Here is a 24196-nt window from a genome sequence, read left to right as displayed (position 1 = left end):
GGTGCTAGCCGCGCAGCCGGGACATGGTGGGGTCGTACAGCGGATCCTGGGTCACGGTGGCCACGATCCGGCGCCCGAAGTACTCGACTTCCACCGAATCGCCGACCGAAACCTCCGCGGGCAGGTAGGAGTAGGCAATGGGCTTGCGGACGGTGTAACCGTAGGCGGCGCTGGTGACGTAACCCACCGCCTGGTCCTTGTAGAACACTGGTTCCTTGCCCAGCACCAGGCTGCGTCCGTCGTCGACCGTCAGGCAGCGCAGGCGGCGCGCGGAGTTTTCCTCGGCGCGGCCTTCCAGGGCCGCCTTTCCGACGAAGTTGTCCTTGGCCATCTTCACCGCGAAGCCCAGTCCGGCCTCGAAGGGGTCGTGCTCGGTGGTCATGTCCGTGCCCCAGGAGCGGTAGCCCTTTTCCAGGCGGAGCGAGCTGAAGGCGGCGCGGCCCGCGGCGATGATGCCGAACGGCTGGCCGGCCTTCCACAGCGCGTCCCAGAGGCGCTGGCCGTTGTCGGCGCTGGTGTACAGTTCCCAGCCCAGCTCACCGACGTAGGACAGGCGCATGGCCGTAACGGGGACGCCACCGATGACGACTTTCTTGGACCGGAAGTATTTCAGGCCGTCGTTGGAGAAGTCATCGCTGCTGACCGCGCCGACAACCTCTCGGGCCAGTGGGCCCCAGAGGCCGATGCAGCAGGTGCCGCCGGTGGTGTCGCGGACCTGGACCCAGTCCCCGGCGTTTCCGCTTTCGGTCTGTTGCCGGGCTGCCCGATCAAAGTAGGCGGTGTCGATGTTGCCGTTGGCGCCGAGCTGGAAGGTCTGCTCGTCCAGGCGGGCCACAGTGATGTCGCTGCGGACGCCGCCCTGTTCGTCCAGCAGGAGCGTATAGGTGACGGCGCCCGGCTTCTTGTTCAGGTCCGCGGTGGTCAGTTCCTGCAGCAGCTTCAGGGCACCCGGTCCGGAGACCTCAAGGCGCTTGAGCGGGGTCATGTCGTACATGGCGACGGCGGTGCGCGTCTTCCATGCCTCGGCCGCGGCAATGGGGAAGCTGAACATGCCGGACCAGGAGTCGCGGGCCGGCGGCTGCCATTCGGCAGGCATTTCCTTGAGCAGTTCGGCGTTGGCCTCGAACCAGTAGGGCCGTTCCCAGCCAGCGCCTTCGAGGAAGTAGCCGCCCAGTTCCCTGTGCCGGGCGTGGAAGGGGGACACGCGCAGGTTGCGCGGGGACAGTTTCGGCTGGAGCGGGTGCAGGACGTCGTAGATTTCCACGAAGTTCTGCTGCGATGTTTCGCTGACGTATTCGGGGGTCAGCTGGACGTCCTCGAAGCGGTGGATGTCGCAGTCACCCAGGTCGATGGAGGACTTGCCGTCGACCAGGAGTTCGGCCATGGCGCGGGCGATGCCTGCCGAGTGGGTGACCCAGACGGCTTCGGCCACGAAGAAGCCGTCCAGTTCCTTGGACTCGCCTACCAGCGACCCGCCGTCAGGGGTGAAGGAAAAGATACCGTTGAAGCCGTCCTCGATCTCGCTTTCGCGCAGGGCGGGCAGCAGCTGCTTGGTGGCTTCCCAGGCCGGGAGGAAGTCTTCCAGGGTGAAGTCGAGGCGGGACGGCATGTTGTGCTCGCTGATCTCGTCCGGCTTGAAGCTGCCCAGTTCATCGAGGTCCACGGGCATGGGCTTGTGGGCGTAGGAGCCGATGCCGTAGCGGTCGCCGTGCTCGCGGTAGTAGAGGTCCTGGTCCTGGTGGCGGAGGATGGGAAGCTGTGCGCCGTTGGGCAGTTCGTTCTTGCCCTGCTGCGCGGGAACCGGGGTGGTCTTGACATACTGGTGGGCCAGCGGAAGCAGCGGCACGGACATGCCGATCAGCTCGCCGACCTTTGCCCCCCAGAATCCGGCACAGGAGACCACGATGTCTGCCGGGATCACGCCGTCGGGCGTCTCCGCGCCTGTGACGCGGCGGCCGGACTGCTCGATGCCGGTGACTGTGGTGTTGCCCAGGTACTTCACGCCGGCGGCCTCGGTGCGTTTGATGAGCAGTTGCACGGCGCGGGCGGCCAATGCGAGGCCGTCGCTGGGAACGTGGAGGCCGCCCAGGATGTCGTCCTCATTAATAAGGGGATAGAGCGCCTTGCATTCGGCGGCGGAGAGGATGGAGCCCTCGATGCCCCATGAAGAGGCGTACCCGAGCTTGCGCTTGAGGTCGGCCAGGCGGGTTTCGGTGGTGGCAACTTCCAGGCCGCCCACCTGGTTGAAGCAGCTGACGCCGTCCTCGGTGAGGGAGAGGAGCTTTTCCACCGTGTACTTGGCGAACAGTGCCATGGACTTGGAGGGGTTGGTCTGGAAGACCAGGCCGGGGGCGTGGGACGTTGAGCCGCCCGGCATGTTGAGCGGGCCCTGATCCAGGACGGTGATGTTGTTCCAACCCCTGGTGACCAGTTCATCGGCCAGGTTCGTGCCGACAATGCCAGCTCCGATGATGACAATGCGTGGCGTCGATTCCATGTGGTTCTCCTGCTGAAAAGTCATTGGTGTGCTGTGTGCTGTGTGCTGGGTGCGGCGCCGGCTAGCGGAACACCACGGTGCTGGTTTGGTCGAGCAGGACGCGGTGCTGGCAGTGCCAGCGGACGGCGCGGGAAAGGGCGAGTGCCTCGGCGTCCTGGCCCACCGTGGACAGCTGGGCGGGGCCGTAGCTGTGGTCCACGCGGATGACTTCCTGCTCGATGATCGGTCCCTCGTCAAGGTCGGCCGTGACATAGTGCGCGGTGGCGCCCACCAGCTTCACGCCGCGGTCGTAGGCCTGGTGGTAGGGGCGTGCGCCCTTGAACCCGGGGAGGAAGGAGTGGTGGATATTGATGGCCCGCCCCTCCAGCGCCCGGCAGAGATCGTTGGAGAGCACCTGCATGTACCGGGCCAGGACCACCAGGTCGGCGTTGTATTCGTCCACCAGTTCCAGGAGGCGGCGCTCAGCGTCGGCTTTGGTGTCTGGCGTCACCGGAACGTGGATGAAAGGCAGCCCGGCGGCCTCTGCCATGGCGCGGTGGGTCTCGTGGTTGGACACCACCGCGACAAGATCTCCGCCAAGGGTGCCGCCCCGCCAGCGGAAGATGAGGTCATTGAGGCAGTGGCCAAACTTGGACACCATGACCAGGACGCGCTTGGGGGTCTCGTCGTGGAAGCTTGACTTCATGTCGAAACGGCTGGCAATGCCGGCGAACTCTTCTTCGAGCATGGCCGGGGTGTAGTTGGGGGTGCCGGAGAACGCGGTGCGCAGGTGCAGGGTTTCGCGCAGGCTGTCGTCGAACTGCTGGTGCTCGTCGATGTTGAAGCCACGCTCGAAGAGGAACGTGGTGACTGCCTGCATGATTCCGGCCTGTTCACGGCAGGACAGGGTCAGGACGAACTTCTGCGCCTGCTCTTCCTTGAGCGCGGGCAGGGTGGCTGTTGCTGAGGCTGCTTCGATGAGGGTCATGCCCCTCCTCCTTCTAGATATATTCAAAAGCTGTGGACTGATATATTAGATTGGATGTCAGCGTATACTGGTCTCCAGGCGAGGTCAATGGTTTTTCTGGAATCAAGACGAGGGGAACTCATCGTGGCTTTTGAAGCTTTGGCGGTTACGGACGACGCCGCGAGGAAATCGCTGGCTGACGTCGCCTATGAAAGCATCCGGGACTGGCTCCTTACGCTGGAAATCAAGCCCGGAGAGTTGCTCAACGATGAACTCCTCGCCAAGAACTTGGGGGTCGGGCGGACGCCGGTGCGCGAGGCCCTGAAGCGTCTGGAGCTGGACCGCCTGGTGAAGACTTACCCGCGGCGCGGGACCTTTGCCACCCGCGTGGACGTTACCGACCTTTCATTCATCTCGGAGATCAGGGCCCAACTGGAGCCCCTTGCCGCTGCCCGAGCCGCCCGGGTAGCCTCGCCGGCGGTCCGGGCCGGGCTCCGTGCCACCCTTGAGCAGGTCGAAGCGTTTGATGTGGCTGCGGCGACGATGACGGAGACGCTGCAGCTGGATGCCCGGGTGCATCAGGGCATTTACGCTGCGGCAGCGAACCCCCACTTGGAGGACATCCTCATCCGCTATGACAACCTTGCCACCAGGATCTGGTGCATGGTGATCGACCGGTTGCCGGACCTGTCCCACCATGTCCGCGAACACCTCGACCTGCTGAGGGCTGTCATAGACGGCGACGAGGAACGGGCGGCGGAACTCGCCACGGTCCACGTGAGCGGATTCGAAAATGCCGTGCGGGAAGCGCTCTTCAAGGCGTAGCCCCTGGGCTTCATGGGCGTTGACACAGCGTGTGACCTGGACGTGCACTCGGGCAAAACCAAGGGAAGCAGTCCGCGCTGAAATCCTTCGGGCTGCTTCCCTTGGTGTGGCAGGCGGAACGTTTCTCAGCTAAGCCACTTGTCAACCACCGACTGGTGCGCGTCCACCCACTTTTTGGCCGCTGCCTCAGGGGTCATGCCGCCCTGGATGTCAGTGGCAACAGAGTTCTGGTCCTCGTTGGTCCACGTGAAGCCCTTGGCCAGCTTTGCCGCCGGCGAACCGCTGTCGTCGAGCTTTTTGGAAATGATCTTGTTCAGCTTGTACGTGGGATAGTCGCAAGCCACTTTTTCCGGGTTGGCATCGCAGCCCTCGGTCCATGCCGGCAGGTTTACCTTCTTCAAAGGAACCTCGGAGAGGAACCATTGCGGTTCGTAGAAGTAACCGAGGAGGGGTGTCTTGTTCTGCTGTGCAGTGCGGAATGACTGGATAAGCGCCGCTTCCGAGCCCGCGAAGACCACCTTGTAGTCCAGGTTCAGGTTTTTTACCAGAGCCTCATCGTTGGTGACGAAGGCGGGGTCGCCGTCAAGGACCTGTCCCTTTCCGCCGGATTCCGAGGTGGTGAACAGCGAAGCGTACTTATTGAGGTTCTGGCCGTCTGTGATGTCCGGGTACTTCTCTGCCATCCATGGCGGGACGTACCAACCGATGTGCCCCTCATTACCAGTGGGGCCGGCATCAACAGCCACCTTTTGGTCAGTGATGTACTGCTTGGTCAAGTCGGCGTGGCCCCAGTTTTCGATGATGAGGTCTACTTCGCCGGACGCGAGCCCCTGCCACGAAACCTGCTCATTGAGGTCCTTCTGGACGATGGAGCAGCCAAGCTTGTTCTTGGCCACGTAACTGTAGACCGCAGCATCTGCCGTGTAGCCCACCCACGCGTTCATTGCCACGTTTACGGTGCCGCACGGGGTTCCGGTGGCACCGGCGGCCGCGGCCGTCTGGTTTACCGACGCACCTCCGCAGCCTGCGAGCAAAAGGGCGGCTGCAGCAGCTCCGGCCATTGCCGGCAGGGTGCGTTTTATCAGCCTTTCAGCTTTCATCATGTTGGTTCTCCTTGTTGGGGTGTAAGGGTCTTCGAGCCGGGGCACGCTATCCGGCGCCCGGTGCCTGCAGGGGTTCATTACGTGGTGGATTTGGAGGGGATTCTGCGCGCCGGAGCGGCTGCTGCGGCCTGGGTCATCCGGTCCATCATGATTCCGAGGAACACGATGGCCAGTCCGGCGGCGAGGCCCTTGCCAAAGATCGAGCTCTGGACGAAGCCCGCGACGACGTCGTATCCAAGGCCGCCGGCGCCTACGAGCGCTCCCACCACCACCATGGCCAGGACGTAGATCAGTCCTTGGTTGGCCGCGAGTGCGAGGGATTGCCTGGCCATGGGAAGCTGCACCTTGGTAATGACCTGCCAGGGTGTGGAACCGCTGGCGACAGCGGATTCGACAACTGTTGGGGAAATGCCGCTGATGCCATCAGCAGTGATCTTGATGGCCACAGGGGCGGCGTAGATGATGCCGGCGACGATTGCCGTGAACCGGGTAGCCCCGAAGAGACCGAGGAAGGGCACCAGGTAGACGAAGGAAGGCATAGTCTGGCCCGCGTCCAGCAGTGGACGCAGGAACTGGTCGACCCGGCTGGACCGGCCCATGGCCACGCCAAAGACGATTCCCAGGACCATTACCACTGCTGTGGCAACCAGGGTTCCTGCGAGGGTGACCATGGAGTCGCTCCAGAGGCCCAGGTAGATGATGACACCCAGGCACGCGGTGGCCAGGGTGGCGAGCTTCCATCCGCCCAGTGCATAAGCCACGATGGCGATCACCGTGACGAGGACGTAGAAAGGCGTGTCCGTGAGCAACGACTGGAACGGGTTGAGGACTGCGCCCGTAACCCCTTCCCGCAGGGATACCGTGAAGAGGGACAGGTTTGATTGCAGCCAGTGGCTCGCCGAGTTAACTGCCTGGACAATCTGCGGACCAAGGTTGAGGTCCGCCGGAAAGGCAGCTGCCCACAGCACGGTCCTGGACAACTGCACCATGACCAGGACTACGGCGAAAGAAATCCCCAGGAGGACGGTGCGGGTCCTGCGGCTCAGCCGGCGCCTGCGGGCTGAACCGGGCTCCGCGCGGCGGCTCGCTGCGGTGGTCACCCGGTCCAGCACAATGGCCAACAGGACGATGGAGAGGCCCGCATTGACGGCTGTGCCCACGTCCAGGGACTGCAGTGCCCGCACTACCGTTTGGCCGAGGCCGGGAGCCGCAATCAAGGCTGCGATTGTCACCATGGAGAGGGCGGCCATCGTGCCCTGGTTGATCCCCATCACAATGGTCCGGCGTGCCATGGGCAGCTGCAAAGTGAGCAGCCGTTGCAGTCCGGTTGTACCAAGGGAGTCGGACGCTTCGCGGGTGTTGTCCGGGATGCGGCGGATGCCATGGGCAGTCAGCCGGATGACCGGTGGGGCCGCGTAGATCACCGTTGCAATCACCGCGGAGGCCGGCCCGATAAGGAAGACCAGGGCCAGCGGAGCGAGATACACGAACGTCGGCAGCGTCTGCATGAAATCCAGTACAGGGGTTATCACCCGGGCCACCCGGCCGTAGATGCCTGCAAGGATGCCCAGGGGGATGCCCACCAGCAGCGTGAGCAGCACAGCGGTCAGGACCAGGGCGAAGGTGTACGTGGCCTCTACGAACAAGCCCTGGATACCGAAAAAGACGAAGACCGCCGCCGTTAAGAGCGCCACCCTCACATTGCCAACGGCCAGCGCGATCCAGGTCAGCAGGCCCACGGTACCCAGCCAGCCGATCTCCGGAAGGCGCAGGCCTGTCGCAGTGGCGGCGAAAGTGGTGGTGAAGAGGCTGGCCACTGCGTCCACGGCGGAGCGCAGGGGCGTGAAGACATAGAGGAAGAGGGGATTGTCCGCCCGGTTTGCCGCCACCCAGGCATTGAACTGGTTGAGCGAACGGTGCAGGTCCGTCAGCTCTGACGCAGGCAACGCCAGGGTTGCCGTGCCGTTGAGGACAAGGAATCCCAGGATCCAGATGGCGGCGGCGCTGAGCAGCAGGATGGCCCTCCGGCTGGGCCTCCGGCGGGGTTCGGAGACAGTGGCAGGGGCGGGCTGTGCAGTTTTACGTACCTGGAGGAGGACAGACATCAGGCCGCCGCTTCTGCCGCTTGCAGCACCGAAAGAATGCTGTCGCGGTCGATCTGGCCGGTGATCCGGCCGCCCTCTTCGACAAGGACCGGGCAGGAGGAGTGCATCACCGCCGGGATGGCGTCCCGAATGATGAGCCGGGAGTTGAGCACCGCGGCATCCCGTGGCGTGGTGTCCGCAAGGGGACGCGTAATCCACTTGAGGGTCAAGACGTCGGCGCGGGGGACCTCGGAGACGAAGTCCTCAATGTACTTGTCCGCCGGGGATCCCACCAGGTCGTCGCCCGTGCCGCACTGGACAGGCTCTCCGTTACGCATGATCAGGATCCGGTCACCGAGTTTCAGCGCTTCGGAGAGGTCGTGCGTTACGAACACCATCGTCTTGCCCATTTCCTTGTGCAACCGGATGACTTCCGCCTGCATGTCCCGCCGGATGAGCGGGTCCAGTGCGGAGAAGGGCTCGTCGAAGAGGATGGTGTCCGGATCTCCGGAAAGGGCGCGCCCCAGGCCGACGCGCTGCTGCATGCCGCCGGACAGCTGGTCAGGGTAGTGCTGCTCGTAGCCCTTGAGGCCCACGAGTTCGATGATCTCCCGGGCCCTGGCATGGCGTTCGCTCTTGCCCGCCCCGCGTATCTGCAGGCCATAGGACACGTTGTCCAGAACCGTGCGGTGCGGGAGCAGCCCAAAGTGCTGGAAGACCATGGACACCTTGCGCCGGCGGAGCTCCCGGAGTTCGGCGGTGCCCGCCTGCAGGACGTCGTTCCCGTCAACCAGGACCTGCCCTGAGGTGGGTTCGATCAGCCTGGTGAGGCAGCGGACCAGGGTGGATTTGCCCGATCCGGAGAGCCCCATGACCACAAACACCTCACCCTTGGCAACGTCGAAGCTCAGGTTGCGGACCGCCGCCACACATCTGGTGCGTTCGAGGAGTTCGGCAGAGCTGAGGGCCGAGAGTTCACGGTTGGCCGGGATCTTCTCTCCCCCTGGCCCGAAGACCTTCCAAAGGTTGCGGACGGATATGGCGGGGTTGTTCATTGCTGTACTCCTGCGTGTGTGGAGGCTGTAATCAATGGCTGGGCCGAAGGCAGAGCTGTGCAAGGTGTTGATGCTTCGCGAATCCGGAGCTGGCACTGGTACCGACGTTGGGGAGGTATTCGGGCCGTGCTTGTCAGTAGGGGATCTGTGGCAGGAGAGGCACGGCTCCTGTGTGCCTTACCTGCCATGGGGTGACGCTGGAGGGCGGCATACCCGGTAAAGGGGGTTCTTCTTTCGGAACTGGTTTCCCAGGTGGCGGACGCAACGAACTTCGTATTACGCAACAGAGTGATTTATGCCACTCTTATTGTCAAGGCTTTCCGGATAACGCCGCGATGTTACGGAGCGGCAGATAACAACTGCGGACGGGTCTTGACACGGGAAACACCATGGCTGAGCATGTTGCATCCAGCGATTCATGTTGCGCGAGAGGCGTCTTTTTGGGGGTGCGCTAGGTAGCCCCTTGCCATAGTGGGCCCCGCGGGCAAGCCCTTCGGCCCCCCGGCCCGCCCGCGCCCAGGGCTTGGTGGGACGGCTGGTCATCATCGGCGATGAGCAGCACCGCTCATACGACCGGACCGCTGTCCAAAGAATTCCTCCTGCGCACCGTCCGCGCCCAGGATCTGTTCCTGGAAACAGCCGACGACGGGCCGCCGGCGGAATGGACCCTAGGTGTGTCTGCCGTCGGGCTGGATGCAACTGGAGGGCGCGCAGCTTGGCCACGGCGCCACGTGGAGGGGTGTCGCGGTGGTGCGCCTGCATACGGGCAACGGCGTGCAAACAGGCAATGGCCCCCAAGCCCTTTTGGATTCGGGGCCATTGTTGTTCCTAGCGGCTGTGGTAACCCATGTTGGTGCTGACCTTCAGCCCGGCTTCCTTGAGCGTATCCAGCAGCCCCGGAATCTTCTCAGGGTCGAACCGGAAGGCCGGCCCGGAAATGCTGACGGCCCCAATCACGGCGCCCTGGTGGTTGTAGACGGGCACTGCCACGGCATTCAGGCCGATCTCGAATTCCTCGCGCACCACGGCGTACCCCTTGGCCGCGGCGTCGAGGAGCTGCGCGTCCAGTTCCTTCCGGCTGGTGACCGTGCGTGATGTACGCGCCGCGAGGCCTGTCTCCTTCAGGATGCGGTCCCGCTCCTCGGCGGGCAGCGCCGCCAGGAGGACCTTGCCGCTGGAGGTGGCGTGCAGCGGGGTCAGACTTCCCACCCAGTCGTAGGTGGCCAGGGTGGAGGGGCCCATGGCCTGGTCCACGTTCACGGCGTAGTTGGAGCGCAGGACGGCAAGGTTGACGGTTTCCTTGAATTCCTCGGCCAGGCTTTCCAGGACCGGCCGTGCCTCGCGGACCAGGCTCAGCCGGCCGGGAATGGAACTGGCCAGGCGCAGGATCCCAAACCCGAGTTGGTACTTGCCCCGCTCGCTGTTCTGGTGCACCATTTCACGTGTCACCAGCGAACCCATCAATCGGGAGACGGTGGACTTGTGGATCCCCATTTCCTCCGCTATTTCGCTCACGCCCGCATGCCCTTCCCTGGCGAGGATCTCCAGGACAGTCAGGGCTCGCTCAACGGACTGGACCCCGCCTGACTGGCCGCCTTCGGCATCGGTATCGGATTCAGGATCTCTATTCGAAGCCATACTTCCTGATCCTATGCCGGAAACTGTGACGGCCGTGACATTGGGTTAACGCGCCTGACGCTGCGGCACCCGGAAATCCAACTAGCTGCCGCGGTAGGTGGAGTACGCGAAGGGGCTCAGGAGCAGCGGAACGTGGTAGTGCTCGGGGCCGGTGACCTCGAAGACCAGGTCCACTTCCGGGAAGAACGTCTGCGTCTGCAGGCCCGCGTAGTAGGCGCCCGTGGCGAAGTTCAGTTTGTAGTGGCCGGGTTCCAACTGCTCCGGCCCCAGGTCCTTGGCGCGGCCGTCCGCGTCGGTGCTGGAGGTTGCCAGCTCACGCCAGGTGCCGGCGTCGTTCCGTGAAAGGACGACGGCGACACCCGCCGCCGGGCGCCCGGCCCCGGTGTCGAGGATATGGGTTGTCACGTGGGAAACACTCATTCGCTGATCAGTCCTTCGAGCCGCAGTACGGCGATTTCGCGCAGCTGCTGCGCCACGATGCTGTCTTCTTCTTCGGGGGAGTTGGTAAGCCGCTGGTTCAGCGCTGCCAGGATTTCCCGGGCAGTGCGGCCGGCGGCCCGGATCAGGAAGACGCGGCCGAACTTCTCCTCATACTCGCGGTTCCCCCGCGCCAGGGCTTCGGCGGCATCGGCATCAGCCGGATCCACCCCTGCCTGCTCGGAACGGGACAGGGACGCCTCGGTGCTGGCCGCCGTCGGGCGTTCCCCGATCCGGGGATGATGGGCCATGGCGGCTTCAACCTCGGCCGGTGTGAAGGGGTTGGCCGCCTGGGCGGCGAACGCGAGGAGCTCCTCCCGCCCGGCGAAGGGCCGGGCTCCGGCCACTGCCTCCACCCAGCGGTTGACGCTGATGCAGGGCCGGAGGGTGGCCTGGGCCGCGGCGGGATCCGCGCTGTTGAATTCGGCAAGCTTCATGCTGGTCGTAATCCTTGGGGTCATGCTGGCATCCATGGTGACGGCTATGCGGTCGCCGGAGAGCCCGGCACCTGCAAACCCAATTGCAGGCTTCCGCATCATGGAACTGTTATTTCAGCATACGTAATATTGAAGAGCAGCCGCGGGGCGGTGTCAAGCGGTCCCGGCAGACCCTAATCCTCCGAGGACGTCCGCGACAGGACCCACGTGTTGGTTCCGTCCTGGCGTTCGAAGGTCACCGTGGTCACCAGTGCCTCGATCAGCGCCAGGCCGCGCCCGGATTCGGCGTCCTCACGGGGCAGGGCCGCTTCCATGGGGCCGAATGGGGGCTTCGCGTGGTACGCGCTGACGCGGGCCTGCAGCAGTGCGGGCTGCACAGTAGTCTCCACGCCCAGCTCCACTTCGCGCTCACCGGCCGGCTGTGCGTGCTGGACGATGTTGGAGGCGGACTCGATGACCGCGGTGGTGAACGTCATCTGGTCGATGTCGTTCACGAACGGGACGTCCAGCCACAGGCTGTCCAGGTCGTTGTGGACCGCTTCGATGGCGTATTCGGCAGCCGGTCCCCGGAAGCTGCGTGAAGCGAGCACCTCAGTCATTGCTGAACGCCTCCCCGGCCGTGGGGTAGGCGGTGAGGACCTTGTCCATGCTGGTCAGCTTCAGGACCATGTTCACCTGCGGCTGCACGGCGGCGATGCGCAGGTCGCCCCCGGCCTGGCGGGCGGCCTTGAGGCAGCCGATCAGCGCGCCGAGCCCGGAGGAGTCCATGAACGCAGTGTGCTCCAGGTTGACCACGATCCGGTTGGATCCGCCGGCGATGACGTCCGTGACGAACTCGCGCAGCTTGGGCGCGGAGACCATGTTGAGCCGCCCGTCCGCTTTGACCTCGGCGTACGTATCTTTGACTTCGTAACTGAACTCCATCAGGATTCCTCTCTGTTTGCTGGTTCTGCGGCCGGTTCGTACCCCTTGTAGAGCACGGCGCGGACCAGGATGCTCAAGACCACCAGGTCAAAGGCCACCCAAAAGACGTTGACCAGGGTGCCCAGCGGTTCGGCCAACCCGGTGGCCAGGCGCATGATTCCGACGACGGCGGCCACGGCCAGCAGGACGGACACCACGATCTGGGGCCGGATGAGGCTCCAGCTGGGTCCGCCGCTTTGGCGCGCCTTGGGGGTGACGGCAAACCCGAGGGGGCGGCCGAACCAGACGTTGCGGGCCGCCGTCGTGCATGCCTTGATCCAGGTGGGGAACAGCGCCAGGCTGTACTGCTGGCCGCGCCAGGTGGGAATGCCGCGGCCGGCCACGGCGAACAGCAACTGGTTGACCACCATGAACGGGATGAACCGGATGAAGAAGTCCCAGCTCAGGCTGCTGACCGGCAGGATGCCCAGCAGCAGGTAGATGATGGGGGCGGCGAAGTAGATGACCGCGGCGAAGCCGCTGAGGTAGGTCCACATGGTGGCGAAGTACATCAGGCGCTGGCCGAGCTTGAGGCCCTTCTGCACCAGGGGGTTCTCCCGGAGCAGCACCTGGATGGTGCCCTGCGCCCAGCGGAGGCGCTGGGTGAGCATGGTCTTAAGGTCCTCGGGGGCAAGGCCATAGGCCAGGATCTCGTGGTGGTACACGCTCTCCCAGCCCATGGCGTGCATGCGCATGGCGGTGGCCATGTCCTCGGTGACGGAGATGGTGGCCAGTGGCATCACCGGTTGGGCCTCGTTGCTGCGCTCCACGGTCAGCGCATCAAGGACGGCCTGGACGGATTCCAGGGCCCCCAGCGGGGACCAGTCACGGGCGGACATGCGCTGGACGGCGCCATCGGCGACCACCGGGACGCCGGACTCGCCAACGTGGGCCAGTTCCATGGCGGCGATTTCCTCGAGGTCTGCCTGCAGGGCCGCGACGTCGGCCTCCACCAGCGTCTGTACGGCGGCATCAACGCGGCGGCGGACCCGGTAGGTGACCTCGCTGAGGGGCCGGCCGGCATCCACTTCCTCCTGGGCTTCGCGGGTGGCGGCCTCCACCTCGTCCAGGACCTCAGCCACCAGGGGTGACTCCACATCCGCCGACTTGCGGGCCTGCCTTATTGCTGCCCTGGATGCGGCCAGCGCGCGGCGGATGCTCTTCCCGGTTTCCTTGACGTAGCCCACCAGGCCCAGCTGCATCAGGGCCTCGCGGCGCAGGATGGCGTTGGAGCCGCAGAAGAAGGCAGCATTCCAGCCGTCCTTGCCCTGCTGGATGGGGCCGTAGAACAGCGGGGCCTGGCTGCCGAGGGGATCTGAAGCGGGCACGTTGCTGAAGTACTGGGGCGTCTGGACCAGGGCCACCCGGCGGTTGTTGAAGTAGCCCAGGGTCTTCTCCAGGATGTCCGGCTCCGGGATCTGGTCCGCGTCCAGGATCAGCAGGAACTCGCCGTGGGTGACCATGAGGGCGTTGTTGAGGTTGCCGGCCTTGGCATGCCGGGGAAGTTCCTTGGTCCAGTCCCCGCTGCGGGTGACGTAGCCCAGGCCGTGCTGCTCGGCCAGGGCCTGGAGTTCGGGCCGCGCACCATCGTCCAGGATCCACGTGCTGTGCGGGTGCCTGATCTTCTGCGCCGCCAGCGCCGTGGTGAGGACCATGTCCAGGTCCTCGTTGTAGGTGGTGATGAAGACGTCTACGGTGGCGTCGTGCGGAGGCTGTGGTGCACCTGCGCGGATCTTCAGTTTCCACACCGTCATGCCGAAGAGCATGACGTCGATGAGGCTGTAGGTTTCAGCCACTACCAAGGGGAGGGCGATCCACCACGCGTCCCAGTTGAGGGACGCCGCCCAGCGCCAGGCGATGTAGTTCAGGCCGGTCAGGACGGTGAGCACAACTACCACGCGGGTCCAGAAGCGGGTCACGCGGCCAGCTCCTGGGGAAGCCGGCGGACCACGACCACCGTGACGTCGTCTTCGGCGGTCTCTGCGGGGGCGAGGGCCAGGATGGAGTTGGTGGCTTCCTGCGCCGAGCCTGCCGCCTGTGTCGCCTGCTGGACGGCGTCGGTGAAGTCTTCCACGGACCCGAAAACATCCAGCACACCGTCGCTGACCACCACCAGCGAATCACCCGGTTCCAGCTCAAGCTCCGCCTGCGGCCACTGGCTGCCCGGCCACGCGCCCACCGGGGGCCCACCGGAAGGGAGGCGGTCCGCCGCCCCCCGGGGTTGGACGTGCAGCGCAAGGCCGTGTCCGGCGTCGACATAGCTGACCTTGCCGGACGCCGCGTCCAGCCGGGCGTGGAACAGGGTGACGAAGGAATTAGAGGAGTCCAGATCCGCGGCGATTGCCTTGCTGGCGGTGGCGAATCCGGCGTCGAGGTCCTGCCGGCGGCCGGTGGAACGCATGACCGCGCGGACCGTTGCCGCGATCAGTGCTGCGCCCATGCCCTTGCCCATGGCGTCGGCGAAGGTCAGGTGGAGCCCGTCAGGGGTCTGGTACCAGTCGTAGAAGTCGCCGCCCACGTTGCGGGAGGGCCGGAAGAGGCCGGCGACGTCGTAGCCGTCCACCCGGATGTCCTCCTTGGGCAGGAGGCTTTGCTGCACCTCGGTGGCACGTTCCAGCTCGCCCCGGGCAGCCGATTCCGCCGCGGCGGAGGGCCGGCGCCGGAACAGGGCATTGATCCGGGACTGGAGCTCCCTGGGGCTGAAAGGCTTGCTGATGTATTCGTCGGCGCCGTTGTCCAGGCCCGTGAGCTTGTCCAGTTCGTCTGCGCGGGCGGTGAGCATCACGATGAACGCGTCCGAGAACTCCCGCAGGAGCTTGCAGACCTCCAGCCCATCAAGGTCCGGCAGGTTCAAGTCCAGTGTCACCAGGTCCGGCTTGGTCCGCCGGACTTCCTCCACACCCGGCAGGCCTGCGCCCGCCTGGGTGACGTCGAAGCCCTGCTTGACCAGGACGCGGACCAGCAGTCCGCGGATGTCCGGGTCATCTTCGATGACCACCGCACGGCGGGATTCGGAGGGAGAGAGCATAGCTCTACTTCTACCGTATTAAGGCGCACGGGGCATGTCATAGGCTTCACAGTTTCCGGTGGCTTCGCTGACAACGCCCTTGCGGGAAGCCGCACACAGCAGATCTTGCGGAAATCTTGGCATCCGCTTGCCGGGACGTTGAGGAACGCCGGTCAGACTCGAAGGAACGCAGCAGCTTTCCAGGAACCGGGTACGACGACGATCCGCGCGGAGGCTGTACGGCTTGCGGAAGGCGGGGAAGCCAATGGAACACGTTAAGAAGACCGGTATGGACAAAGCCAGGGCGCTACTGCGCGTCCTCTTCCACTCCCGGAAGGTGCGTGCCGCTGCCAGGGAACTTGAGCATGCGCTGGCCGAATCGCGGGAGGTATCCAGTTGGCCCGGGGACCGCCTGCAGGTCGGGGAGGACATGTCCACGCAGGTGGAAAGGCTCACACGCCGGCTCAAGCTGGAGACCGAGGCGCACCACAGGCTTGCGGCCCTTTTAAAGACTGCGGGTGGAGGGCATTCCGTAGCGGCGCTGTAGGTGCCACACTTAGCAGCAATCGATTGGCTGGGGATAGTCAGGAGATTGCTGTGAGTTTGTTGCTGGGCTGGTCGTACCTGATGGCGGGACTCATGACCATGGACGCGATGCTCCTCGCGTTGTGGGCGATGGAAGTTGATTGGGGCAAATACTGGCGCCGGAAATAAAGGGAAGGGCGCCCCCTGCCTGGGGCCGCCACCGCAGCAGCTCCTAGCCCAGCTCCCGCCGTTGTCCACGGGACAGCCCCCGATCGCCGACGCCGCACGGCAGTTTCCGCTCTCACGGCTTGTTGCAGAATGGCACGGTGGCGAAGGAGCAGCGGTAGACTGGGCAACCAATCAACGGCAGGAAGGCACGGCAGGTTCAATGGGCGAAAAACTGTATCTCACCCCGGAAGACCAGTTCCCGGAGGACCTGGTGTCCGTATCGGACAACGAGTTACAGGTCCTGGACAGCCGGATCCAACGCCAGCTTGACCACGAAATGGTGGTCGACGGCGAATCCAGCCGGGAAACGGAATTCCGCCACTACGAGCTGGATGAGGAATTCCAGGACCGCGACAAGCGCTGACGCATTCACTGGTTCCGGCCGTGCCGCTGCGTCCGGGCTGTCATTACACTGGAACGCATGACCGGGCAGGAACCGGACAGTGCTGCCGCGGCTCCGGATACCGTCGCCGCCTCCCTGTGAACGCCGGCTGAGCGCTCCCGGACGTTCGCCGGAATCCTTATCAACACCGCCCTGGCCAACATCACCACCAGCTACCTGTGGTTCGCGCTGACGTTTTGGCTCTACCTGCAGACGCGCAACGTAATCGCGACCGGCGTGGTGGGCGGCGCGTACATGCCGCTGATTGCCCGGTCCAGCATCAGCTTCGGCACCTTCGTGGACCGTTACCGGAAGCTGTCCGTGATGCGGTTCGCTGCCGGCTTCACACTGGTGGCCGGGATCATCATGATCGCGGCAGCGCTGCTGGCCTTCCTCACCCCGGTGTACCGCCGGGTCCCGGCTTCTTATGCCCAGACAGCGGCAGAGGCGACGGCGGCAGGTTAAATGCCGGACGCCCAAGCAGTATGTGCTGGGGCGTCCGGGGAAAAGCTGCAGGAAGTGATGGAGGGTCCTAGACTCCCAGGGCTTCCTTGAGGCGGGCGACGTGGCCGTCGGCCTGCACCTGGTACTGGGCCAGGGTGACGTTGCCTTCGGGGTCCACCACAACCGTGGAGCGGACGATGCCCTCGTGGATTTCGCCGTGGACCAGTTTTTCGCCCCAGGCACCATAGGCCAGGGCAACCGTGTGGTCGGGGTCGGAGAGCAGCGGGAAGGTGAGGGAGAAGTCGCCGCTGAAGCCGGCCAGGGCTTCCTGGGCGTCGGGGGAGATCCCCACTACCTCGTAGCCCTTGCCCTGCAGGGAGGCCAGGCTGTCGCGGAAGTCGCAGGCTTCGGTGGTGCAGCCGGGAGTTGCCGCTTTCGGGTAGAAGTAGACAATGACGTTCTTGCCACGGTAATCGGCCAGGGAGGTCTCGCGGCCCTCGGCGTCCCGGAGGGTGAAATCAGGAGCCGGGGTGCCGGGCTGAAGCTTGGTGGTCAGGGTGGGGCTCATGGCGTTCCTTTGTAAGACTCGGTCAGTGTGGCCAAACATCCAGTGAAGCGGGTTGCCGCTTACTGATACAAACCAGCGCGTCATATGCAGTATTCCGCCGGACCCCGAACGGCCGCGTGCGGACCCGGCACAAACTGGTACCCGCCGCCGCGGACGGTGGCCACTGCATGGCGGGCATTGCCCAGTTTCTTGCGGATCCTGCCCACGTAGACGTCGATGGAACGGGCGGTGGCGCCGGGGAAATCCAGCGATTCCAGGAACTCCTGCAGTTCCTCGCGGCCCACCGTGCGGGACAGGTGGGTCACCAGGTAGCGCAGCACCTTGTATTCGACGCCGGTCAGCGCCACCGGCCTGCCGTCCAGCAGGACGGAATCGGCGGCGAGGTCCACGGCGACCCTGCTGACAGGGCCGGTCGACGGCGGCAGGCGGGTGCCGCCGCCGTCACCGGTTGCGCCGGGGTTCTCCGCCGCGGAAGGAACGCGAGAGGAGTCGGCTGCGGCTCCTTCCGCGCTGGCGGAGACCCCGGACGTGGGAGCTCCGGCGGCAGGCCAGTGGACTTCCGCCTCCGGAGCAGTTTCGAGGGCCCTGGCAAGGACCATTTGGGCGGCGTAGCGCAGGATGTCGGAGCTGGTTCCCTCGGCCGGAACCACCCACAGGGCCAGCCCGTGGGCGGTGGCACGCCTGGCCCGAAGCAGGTGCGGAACCGGATGCGGGACCGACGTCCGTGGATGGTGGGCTTCCACTGCCATGGCGCGTCCTTATACGCCGCCGCGGCGGATCAGCTTGCCCGTGGGGGTCTGGCCGTCCACTACGCCGCCGCGGAGGAAGGTTTTGCGGACCACACCGGACAAGGCCTTGCCGTCGTACGGGGTGATGGGATTCTTGTGCTTGAGCTTGGACACATCCACCACGAAGGCCTCGTCCGGGGCGAAGACGGAAAAGTCGGCGTCGTAGCCCAGGGCCAGCTGGCCCTTGGTGGTGAGCCTGGCCAGGTTGGCCGGCTTCTCCGCCATCCAGGACACCACCTGTTCCAAAGGGATGCCGCGATGGCGTGCTTCGGTCCAGATCAGAGACAGGCCCAGCTGGAGCGACGAGACGCCGCCCCACGCGACGGCGAAGTCGCCGTTCTCCAGGTCCTTCAGGTCCAGGGTGGAGGGAGAGTGGTCCGAGACGATGCAGTCAATGGTGCCGTCCTGCAGGCCCTGCCACAGCAGTTCCCGGTTGGAGGCCTCGCGGATGGGCGGGCAGCACTTGTAGGCGGTGGCGCCATCCGGGATTTCCTCCGCCATCAGCGTGAGGTAGTGCGGGCACGTTTCCACGGTGAGCTTCACGCCGTCGCGCTTTGCCGAGGCGATCATGGGCAGCGCGTCCGACGACGACAGGTGCAGGATGTGCGCGCGCGCACCGGTCCAGCGGGCCCGTTCGATGACCTCGGCGATGGCCTTGTTCTCGGCGCCGCGGGGGCGGGAGGCCAGGAAGGTTTCGTAGTGGTCACCGCCCGGGTGGGGGGCGCGGTCGATGGCGTGGGAGTCCTCGGCGTGGACGATCATGAGTGAGTCGAAGGACTTCAGCTCGGCCATGTCCTCTTCCATCTCGTCCGCGTCCAGGTGCGGGAACTCGTCCACGCCGGAGTGCAGGAGGAAGCACTTGAAGCCGAAGACGCCTTCGTCATGCAGGGGACGGAGGTCAGCCTTGTTGCCCGGGATGGCGCCGCCCCAGAACCCGACGTCGATGAAGGCCTGGTCTTCGGCCACCTCCCGCTTGAGCTTGAGGTTCTCCACCGTGGTGGTGGGCGGGACGGAGTTCAGCGGCATGTCGATGATGGTGGTGACGCCGCCTGCTGCCGCGGCGCGGGTGGCGGAGGCGAAACCCTCCCATTCCGTACGGCCGGGCTCGTTGACGTGGACGTGGGTGTCCACCAGGCCCGGCAGCAGCGTTTCGTCGTCGGCCAGTTCGATGACGTCGGTGCCGGCCAGGCCGTTCCCCAGCGGCTCAATGGCGACGATCTTGCCGTTGCGCACACCCACTTCGCGCGGGGCGATGCCGGCGGTGGTCAGGATGCGCCGGCCCCGGATGACGAGGTCAAAACGTTCTTCAGACACGGAGGTCCTCCTTGGTACTTGCGGCGGCAGGCCTGTTGGCTGCCAGCCCCGCACTGATCTGGGTGCCCAGCTGCTCCAGCAGCGGTCCTGCCTCTGCTATGCACCTGTTTACATCGGTTTCGAGCGCCGTCAAAGCATGAATGTCGTCGAATCCGGCCGCCGCGGCCTGGTCATGGTCCAGGGTGGTCCGGCCGCAGACGGCAATGACCGGAACGCCCTGGGCGGATGCCGCCCGGGCAACGCCCATGGGGGTCTTGCCCAGCAGGCTTTGCTCGTCCAGGCTGCCTTCACCGGTGATCACCAGGTCTGCGCCGGCCAGGCGGTCCGCCAGGCCGGTGAATTCAAGGACGACGTCGATGCCTGGCCGCCGCGTTGCGGCCAGGACGGCGATGGCGGAGTAGCCCACGCCACCGGCTGCCCCGGCTCCGGGAGCCTCGGCGGCCTTGACAGCGCGGAATCCGATTTCCCTGGCCAGGACTTCGACAAACCTGGCCAGGGCGGCGTCGAGCATGCCGACGTCTTGGGGTGTGGCGCCCTTCTGCGGACCGAACACCGCCGCGGCGCCCAGCGCGCCGAGCAGCGGGTTGTCCACGTCGGATGCCAGCACGAAGCGGGTGTCCACCAAACGGGGCTCGAAATCGGTGAAGTCGATGCTGTGCAGGTTGGCCAGCGCAGCCCCGCCCGGGGGAAGCTCGTTGTTCCTGCTGTCCAGGAACCGGGCGCCGAGGCCCTGCAAAAGGCCCGCGCCGCCGTCGGTATTGGCACTGCCGCCCACGCCCAGGACGATCCGCCGGCAGCCAGCGTCGAGCGCTGACCGGATGAGCTGGCCCGTGCCCAGGGACGAGGCTGTGGTGGCTGACGCTGAATCCGGGCGCGCGCCCTTCCGGACGCTGGGCACCAGGGTGAGGCCGGACGCCGTTGCCATTTCGATGACTGCCTCATGCCCGCGGACGGCGAAGTCCGCCTCCACCGGTTGCGCGGTGGGGCCGCTCACCGTTGCCGTGCGGCGGGTGAAGCCGGAGCCGACGGCGGCGTCGAGGGTGCCCTCGCCGCCGTCGGCCACCGGAATCCGGACGATGTCCAGGTTGCCGCCGGCCCCGCGCTGCAGGCCTTTTTCCAGGTGGCTGCACACCTCCGGGGCGGACAGCGATCCCTTGAACTTGTCCGGGGCGATCACGATGCGCATGGTTAGGCCTGCAGTGCCAGGATGGCGGTGGGAGCGTCGGCGGCGGTCTCAGCCAGTTCCTCGAACTCGTTCACGGCGTTGATTTCCACGCCCATGGAGATGTTGGTGATCTTTTCCAGGATCACTTCCACCACCACGGGAACCTGGAACTCGCCCATGAGTGCCTTGGCCTTGTCGAACGCAGCGGCGAGGTCGCTGGGGTCCTCCACGCGCACGGCCTTGCAGCCCAGGCCCTCGGCCACCTTCAGGTGGTCCACGCCGTAGCCGCGGGTGTCCTCGGACAGGTGGGAGCTGTTGATGTTCTCAAACGCCAGGGACACGTTCTGCTCCATGTTGAACCCGCGCTGGGACTGGCGGATCAGGCCCAGGTAGGAGTTGTTCACCACCACGTGGATGTACGGCAGGTTGAACTGCGCGCCCACGGCAAGTTCCTCGATCATGAACTGGAAGTCGTAGTCGCCGGAGAGGGCCACCACGGTCTGGTCCGGGTTGGAACGCGCGACGCCGAGGGCGGCCGGGGCGGTCCAGCCCAGCGGGCCGGCCTGGCCGGCGTTGATCCACTTGCGCGGGCCGAAGACGTGCAGCATCTGCGCGCCGGCGATTTGCGACAGGCCGATGGTGGATACGTACGTGGTGTCGCGGCCGAAGGACTTGTTCATCTCCTCGTACACGCGCTGCGGCTTGATGGGGATGTTCTCGAAGTGCGTCTTGCGGTGCAGGGAGGCCTTCCGGTCCTGGCACTCGGCAACCCAGGCGCTGTAGTCCGGCAGGGATCCGGCAGCAGCCCGTTCCTTGGCGAGCTCAACCAGCCCTGCCAGTGCCGCGCCGGCGTCGGACGCGATGCCCAGGTCCGGCGAGAACACGCGGCCGATCTGCGTGGGCTCGATGTCGATGTGTACGAACTTCCGGCCTGCGGTGTAGGTCTCCAGGCCGCCGGTGTGGCGGTTGGCCCAGCGGTTGCCGATGCCGATCACGAAGTCGCTCTGCAGGTAGTTCTCGTTGCCGTAGCGGTGGCTGGTCTGCAGGCCCACCATGCCGGCCATCAGCTGGTGGTCGTCCGGGATGGTGCCCCAGCCCATCAGTGTGGGGATGACCGGAACGTTCAGGGTCTCGGCCAGCTCCACCAGCAGGGCGGACGCGCCGGCGTTGATGATGCCGCCGCCGGCCACGATCAGCGGGTGCTTTGCGGCGAGCAGCATGTCCAGGGCCTTTTCGAGCTGCTTGCGGGAGGCCTTGGGCTTTTCAATGGGCAGGGGCTCGTAGGTGTCGATGTCGAATTCGATCTCGGCCATCTGCACGTCGATGGGCAGGTCCAGCAGCACGGGGCCGGGGCGGCCGGAGCGCATCAGCTGGAAGGCTTTCTGGAGGGCGCCGGGGACCTGGCCGGGCTCGAGGATGGTCATGGCCATCTTGGTGACGGGCTTGGCGATGGACTCGATGTCCACGGCCTGGAAGTCTTCCTTGTGCAGCTTGGCCACCGGGGCCTGGCCGGTGATGCAGAGCATGGGGATGGAGTCGGCCCACGCGGCGTAAAGGCCGGTGATCATGTCCGTACCGGCGGGGCCGGAGGTGCCGATGCAGATGCCGATGTTGCCGTCCTTGGCGCGGCTGAAACCGTCGGCCATGTGGCTGGCGCCTTCAACGTGGCGGGCAAGGGTGTGGCGGATCCCGCCGTGGGCGCGCATTGCGGAGTAAAAGGGGTTGATGGCAGCGCCTGGCAGGCCGAACGCCTCGATGGCGCCTTCCTTTTCCAGGATGGCCACCGCTGCATCAACGGTACGCATCTTGCTCATGGGGTGCTCCTTGAAAGCTTGGAAAGTCTGTTTTTGGGTGTGCTGAAGTAACCCGCGACCGTCGCGGGGCACTTTGGGGGTGGCCGCCGTCGTCATTGACGACGGCGGCCGGTGTCTCCGTGTCGAAGTGCCCCGTTTAGGAGGGGCTGCTTCGGGCCTGGGGTTACTCCCGGCCTGAAAACTTCAGGACCTGCTTGAAGAGTCCGGAGTGGTCCAGTCCGCCGTCACCCTGGTTGACGGTGGCGGCGACGAGCTGGGCGGCGACGGCGCCAAGCGGGATGGCCACATTGGCTTCCCGGGCGGCGGCAGTGACGATGCCGAGGTCCTTGTGGTGCAGGGCCAGGCGGAAGCCGGGGTCGAAGTTGCGGTCCAGCATCTTCTGGCCCTTCTGGTCCAAAACCTTGGAGCCGGCCAGGCCGCCGCCGAGGACCTTGAGGGCGGCACCGGTGTCCACGCCGTAGGCCTCCAGGAAGGCGATGGCCTCGCCGAGGACCTCGATGTTGACGGCGACGATCAGCTGGTTGGCGGCCTTGACTGTCTGGCCGGAGCCGGAGGGGCCGACGTGGACGATGGTCTTGCCGACGGCGTTCAGGACGTCCTGCGCGTCATCGAAATCCGCCTTGTCGCCGCCCACCATGATGGAGAGGACCGCGTCGATGGCACCCTGTTCGCCGCCGGAGACCGGGGCGTCGAGGGGGCGGATGCCGGCCTCGCGGGCGTCATCGGACAGGCGCTTGGCGACGTCCGGGCGGATGCTGGAGGCGTCGATCCACAGGGTGCCCTGCTTGGCGTTGGCGAAGACGCCGTCCTTGCCGCTGACTACGCCTTCGACGTCGGGGGAGTCCGGCACCATGGTGATGACGACGTCGGCCTCTTTCACTGCGTCCGCGATGCTCGTGGCGCCCTTGCCGCCCTCCGAGACCAGCTTGTCGATCTTGTCCTGGCTGCGGTTGAAACCGGTGACGGTGTGGCCGGCCTTGACCAGGTTGATGGCCATGGGCAGGCCCATGATTCCGAGGCCGATGACTGCAACGTTGCTCATGATGGTTCTCTTTCTGGAAGTCAAATGAATGGGCCCACGCCCGCCGGGGTCCCCGGCGGAGCTTGCGAGGCGGGGTCGCGGGTGGGGATTACTTGGCGGCGTGCTCTCGGATGGCCCAGCTGAACGCCGTTTCCTGCGGTTCCTTGTACTCGAGGCCGATGTAACCTTCGTAGCCGAGTTCGCGGCTGCGGGCGATCCATTCGCCCAGGGGAAGGGTGCCGGTGCCGGGTGCTCCGCGGCCGGGGTTGTCGGCGATCTGGATGTGGCCGAAGTCCCTGGCGTGGTTCTCGATGACGGATTCGACGTCGTCGCCGTTGACTGCCAGGTGGTAGAAGTCGGCGAGGAGCTTGATGTTGCCGACGCCGGCTGCCTCCTTGACGCGGGCGATGACCTTGAGTGCGTCATCGGCGGTGAGGAGCGGGTACCGGGGTGCGCCGCTGACGGGTTCCAGGAGGACGGTGCCGCCGATGCGGGCGACGCCTTCGGCCGCTGCAGCCAGGTTTTTGACGGCGAGCTCGTCCTGCTCTTCCGGGGTGAAGTCGTCCTGCCGGTTGCCGTAGAGGGCGTTGAAGGCCTTGCAGCCCAGGCGCTCGCCGATGCCGGCTACGACGTCAATGTTGTCCTTGAACTCGGAGCAGCGTCCCTTCCAGGAGACCAGGCCCCGGTCGCCGCCCGGCATGTTGCCGGCGTTGAAGTTCAGTCCCGTGAGCTGGACGCCGGCGTCCTTGATGGCGTTCTCGAACTTGGTGATCTCGCTGTCCGACGGAACGGAGGTCTCGAAGGGCCACCAGAACTCGACGGCGTCGAAGCCTGCTGCCTTTGCGGCTGCTGGGCGCTCGAGCAGGGGCAGTTCCGTGAGGAGGATGGAGCAGTTCACTGTGTACGTCATCGTAG

General features: G+C 65.6%; 22 protein-coding genes and 1 pseudogene. 4 read left to right on the top strand and 19 right to left on the bottom strand.

From position 1 onward, the window contains the following. Nucleotides 1–4: 4 nt before the first annotated feature. Nucleotides 5–2497 (bottom strand): FAD-dependent oxidoreductase, encoded by a 2493-nt coding sequence (locus J7I84_RS08000; RefSeq protein WP_214943088.1) that lies wholly within the window; start codon nt 2495–2497, stop codon nt 5–7. 61 nt (nt 2498–2558) lie between these two features. After that, nucleotides 2559–3464, bottom strand: a complete 906-nt coding sequence (gene purU / locus J7I84_RS07995; RefSeq protein ID WP_214943084.1) for a formyltetrahydrofolate deformylase — start codon at nt 3462–3464, stop codon at nt 2559–2561. 123 nt (nt 3465–3587) lie between these two features. Here purU and J7I84_RS07990 point away from each other — a divergent pair, with 123 nt between their 5' ends. Further along, nucleotides 3588–4268 carry a GntR family transcriptional regulator gene (locus J7I84_RS07990; RefSeq protein ID WP_214943081.1) on the top strand — a complete coding sequence of 227 codons (681 nt, stop codon included), beginning with the start codon at nt 3588–3590 and terminating at the stop codon, nt 4266–4268. A gap of 125 nt (nt 4269–4393) precedes the next feature. Here J7I84_RS07990 and J7I84_RS07985 read toward each other — a convergent pair whose 3' ends face one another. The 10 genes from J7I84_RS07985 to J7I84_RS07940 form a co-directional block, all read right to left on the bottom strand. Beyond that, the gene (locus J7I84_RS07985; RefSeq protein ID WP_214943078.1) at nt 4394–5371 is read right to left on the bottom strand and encodes an ABC transporter substrate-binding protein; all 978 of its coding nucleotides are present in this window, start codon (nt 5369–5371) and stop codon (nt 4394–4396) included. A 77-nt stretch (nt 5372–5448) separates the two neighbouring features. Next, nucleotides 5449–7476 carry a proline/glycine betaine ABC transporter permease gene (locus J7I84_RS07980; protein ID WP_214943075.1) on the bottom strand — a complete coding sequence of 676 codons (2028 nt, stop codon included), beginning with the start codon at nt 7474–7476 and terminating at the stop codon, nt 5449–5451. Then, a complete protein-coding gene (locus J7I84_RS07975) occupies nt 7476–8510 on the bottom strand; it encodes a glycine betaine/L-proline ABC transporter ATP-binding protein (RefSeq protein ID WP_214943072.1) in 1035 nt (344 codons plus the stop codon). Before J7I84_RS07975 ends, J7I84_RS07980 begins: the two co-directional genes overlap by 1 nt. Nucleotides 8511–9338: 828 nt before the next feature. Next, complete coding sequence (locus J7I84_RS07970; RefSeq protein WP_214943069.1) at nt 9339–10148, bottom strand: IclR family transcriptional regulator; 810 nt, start codon at nt 10146–10148, stop codon at nt 9339–9341. 81 nt (nt 10149–10229) lie between these two features. Next, nucleotides 10230–10568 carry a hydroxyisourate hydrolase gene (uraH, locus tag J7I84_RS07965; protein ID WP_214943066.1) on the bottom strand — a complete coding sequence of 113 codons (339 nt, stop codon included), beginning with the start codon at nt 10566–10568 and terminating at the stop codon, nt 10230–10232. Then, a complete protein-coding gene (uraD, locus tag J7I84_RS07960) occupies nt 10565–11062 on the bottom strand; it encodes a 2-oxo-4-hydroxy-4-carboxy-5-ureidoimidazoline decarboxylase (protein ID WP_214943153.1) in 498 nt (165 codons plus the stop codon). The genes uraH and uraD overlap by 4 nt, the downstream gene beginning before the upstream one ends. A 173-nt stretch (nt 11063–11235) precedes the next feature. Next, a complete protein-coding gene (locus J7I84_RS07955) occupies nt 11236–11661 on the bottom strand; it encodes an ATP-binding protein (RefSeq protein WP_214943064.1) in 426 nt (141 codons plus the stop codon). After that, the gene (locus J7I84_RS07950; RefSeq protein ID WP_214943061.1) at nt 11654–11986 is read right to left on the bottom strand and encodes an STAS domain-containing protein; all 333 of its coding nucleotides are present in this window, start codon (nt 11984–11986) and stop codon (nt 11654–11656) included. Before J7I84_RS07950 ends, J7I84_RS07955 begins: the two co-directional genes overlap by 8 nt. Then, nucleotides 11986–13944: a glycosyltransferase family 2 protein gene (locus J7I84_RS07945; protein WP_214943058.1), complete on the bottom strand. Its 1959-nt coding sequence runs from the start codon at nt 13942–13944 to the stop codon at nt 11986–11988. Before J7I84_RS07945 ends, J7I84_RS07950 begins: the two co-directional genes overlap by 1 nt. Beyond that, nucleotides 13941–15053, bottom strand: a complete 1113-nt coding sequence (locus tag J7I84_RS07940; RefSeq protein ID WP_214943055.1) for a PP2C family protein-serine/threonine phosphatase — start codon at nt 15051–15053, stop codon at nt 13941–13943. Before J7I84_RS07940 ends, J7I84_RS07945 begins: the two co-directional genes overlap by 4 nt. A gap of 244 nt (nt 15054–15297) precedes the next feature. Here J7I84_RS07940 and J7I84_RS07935 point away from each other — a divergent pair, with 244 nt between their 5' ends. The 3 genes and pseudogenes from J7I84_RS07935 to J7I84_RS07925 all read left to right on the top strand — a co-directional run. Further along, nucleotides 15298–15579: a hypothetical protein gene (locus J7I84_RS07935; protein ID WP_251046310.1), complete on the top strand. Its 282-nt coding sequence runs from the start codon at nt 15298–15300 to the stop codon at nt 15577–15579. 366 nt (nt 15580–15945) lie between these two features. Continuing rightward, a complete protein-coding gene (locus tag J7I84_RS07930) occupies nt 15946–16149 on the top strand; it encodes a hypothetical protein (RefSeq protein WP_214943049.1) in 204 nt (67 codons plus the stop codon). Nucleotides 16150–16302: 153 nt separating this feature from the next. Further along, nucleotides 16303–16569: pseudogene (locus J7I84_RS07925) on the top strand (MFS transporter); the annotation flags it as partial. A gap of 130 nt (nt 16570–16699) precedes the next feature. On the opposite strand, the gene bcp reads toward J7I84_RS07925, so the two are convergent. From bcp to J7I84_RS07890, 7 genes are all read right to left on the bottom strand, one after another. Next, complete coding sequence (gene bcp, locus J7I84_RS07920) at nt 16700–17179, bottom strand: thioredoxin-dependent thiol peroxidase (protein WP_214943047.1); 480 nt, start codon at nt 17177–17179, stop codon at nt 16700–16702. An 80-nt stretch (nt 17180–17259) separates the two neighbouring features. Further along, the gene (locus tag J7I84_RS07915; protein ID WP_214943044.1) at nt 17260–17928 is read right to left on the bottom strand and encodes a winged helix-turn-helix domain-containing protein; all 669 of its coding nucleotides are present in this window, start codon (nt 17926–17928) and stop codon (nt 17260–17262) included. A 9-nt stretch (nt 17929–17937) separates the two neighbouring features. Continuing rightward, nucleotides 17938–19281, bottom strand: coding sequence for an allantoinase AllB (gene allB, locus J7I84_RS07910; protein ID WP_214943040.1), 1344 nt, complete (start codon nt 19279–19281; stop codon nt 17938–17940). Continuing rightward, entirely contained in the window at nt 19274–20467 is a 1194-nt protein-coding gene (locus J7I84_RS07905; RefSeq protein ID WP_214943037.1) for a glycerate kinase, read from the bottom strand. The genes allB and J7I84_RS07905 overlap by 8 nt, the downstream gene beginning before the upstream one ends. A gap of 2 nt (nt 20468–20469) precedes the next feature. Next, complete coding sequence (gene gcl / locus J7I84_RS07900; protein WP_214943033.1) at nt 20470–22260, bottom strand: glyoxylate carboligase; 1791 nt, start codon at nt 22258–22260, stop codon at nt 20470–20472. A 163-nt stretch (nt 22261–22423) separates the two neighbouring features. Then, nucleotides 22424–23302: a 2-hydroxy-3-oxopropionate reductase gene (locus J7I84_RS07895; protein ID WP_214943031.1), complete on the bottom strand. Its 879-nt coding sequence runs from the start codon at nt 23300–23302 to the stop codon at nt 22424–22426. A gap of 88 nt (nt 23303–23390) precedes the next feature. After that, entirely contained in the window at nt 23391–24191 is an 801-nt protein-coding gene (locus tag J7I84_RS07890; protein ID WP_214943028.1) for a hydroxypyruvate isomerase family protein, read from the bottom strand. Between the last annotated feature and the right edge of the window lie 5 nt (nt 24192–24196).

The organism is Arthrobacter sp. ISL-85, from assembly GCF_018613675.1.
Lineage (GTDB): Bacteria > Actinomycetota > Actinomycetes > Actinomycetales > Micrococcaceae > Arthrobacter.
This window is presented reverse-complemented; position numbering and strand designations above follow the sequence as displayed.

Excerpts from the sequence above, each read along its gene's own strand:
- J7I84_RS08000 (WP_214943088.1), bottom strand. The coding sequence starts at position 2,497 with ATGGAATCGACGCCACGCATTGTCATCATCGGAGCTGGCATTGTCGGC.
- purU (WP_214943084.1), bottom strand. The coding sequence starts at position 3,464 with ATGACCCTCATCGAAGCAGCCTCAGCAACAGCCACCCTGCCCGCGCTC.
- J7I84_RS07985 (WP_214943078.1), bottom strand. The coding sequence starts at position 5,371 with ATGATGAAAGCTGAAAGGCTGATAAAACGCACCCTGCCGGCAATGGCC.
- J7I84_RS07980 (WP_214943075.1), bottom strand. The coding sequence starts at position 7,476 with ATGTCTGTCCTCCTCCAGGTACGTAAAACTGCACAGCCCGCCCCTGCC.
- J7I84_RS07975 (WP_214943072.1), bottom strand. The coding sequence starts at position 8,510 with ATGAACAACCCCGCCATATCCGTCCGCAACCTTTGGAAGGTCTTCGGG.
- J7I84_RS07970 (WP_214943069.1), bottom strand. The coding sequence starts at position 10,148 with ATGGCTTCGAATAGAGATCCTGAATCCGATACCGATGCCGAAGGCGGC.
- uraH (WP_214943066.1), bottom strand. The coding sequence starts at position 10,568 with ATGAGTGTTTCCCACGTGACAACCCATATCCTCGACACCGGGGCCGGG.
- uraD (WP_214943153.1), bottom strand. The coding sequence starts at position 11,062 with ATGAAGCTTGCCGAATTCAACAGCGCGGATCCCGCCGCGGCCCAGGCC.
- J7I84_RS07955 (WP_214943064.1), bottom strand. The coding sequence starts at position 11,661 with ATGACTGAGGTGCTCGCTTCACGCAGCTTCCGGGGACCGGCTGCCGAA.
- J7I84_RS07950 (WP_214943061.1), bottom strand. The coding sequence starts at position 11,986 with ATGGAGTTCAGTTACGAAGTCAAAGATACGTACGCCGAGGTCAAAGCG.
- J7I84_RS07940 (WP_214943055.1), bottom strand. The coding sequence starts at position 15,053 with ATGCTCTCTCCCTCCGAATCCCGCCGTGCGGTGGTCATCGAAGATGAC.
- J7I84_RS07935 (WP_251046310.1), top strand. The coding sequence starts at position 15,298 with ATGGAACACGTTAAGAAGACCGGTATGGACAAAGCCAGGGCGCTACTG.
- J7I84_RS07930 (WP_214943049.1), top strand. The coding sequence starts at position 15,946 with ATGGGCGAAAAACTGTATCTCACCCCGGAAGACCAGTTCCCGGAGGAC.
- bcp (WP_214943047.1), bottom strand. The coding sequence starts at position 17,179 with ATGAGCCCCACCCTGACCACCAAGCTTCAGCCCGGCACCCCGGCTCCT.
- J7I84_RS07915 (WP_214943044.1), bottom strand. The coding sequence starts at position 17,928 with ATGGCAGTGGAAGCCCACCATCCACGGACGTCGGTCCCGCATCCGGTT.
- J7I84_RS07905 (WP_214943037.1), bottom strand. The coding sequence starts at position 20,467 with ATGCGCATCGTGATCGCCCCGGACAAGTTCAAGGGATCGCTGTCCGCC.
- gcl (WP_214943033.1), bottom strand. The coding sequence starts at position 22,260 with ATGAGCAAGATGCGTACCGTTGATGCAGCGGTGGCCATCCTGGAAAAG.
- J7I84_RS07895 (WP_214943031.1), bottom strand. The coding sequence starts at position 23,302 with ATGAGCAACGTTGCAGTCATCGGCCTCGGAATCATGGGCCTGCCCATG.
- J7I84_RS07890 (WP_214943028.1), bottom strand. The coding sequence starts at position 24,191 with ATGACGTACACAGTGAACTGCTCCATCCTCCTCACGGAACTGCCCCTG.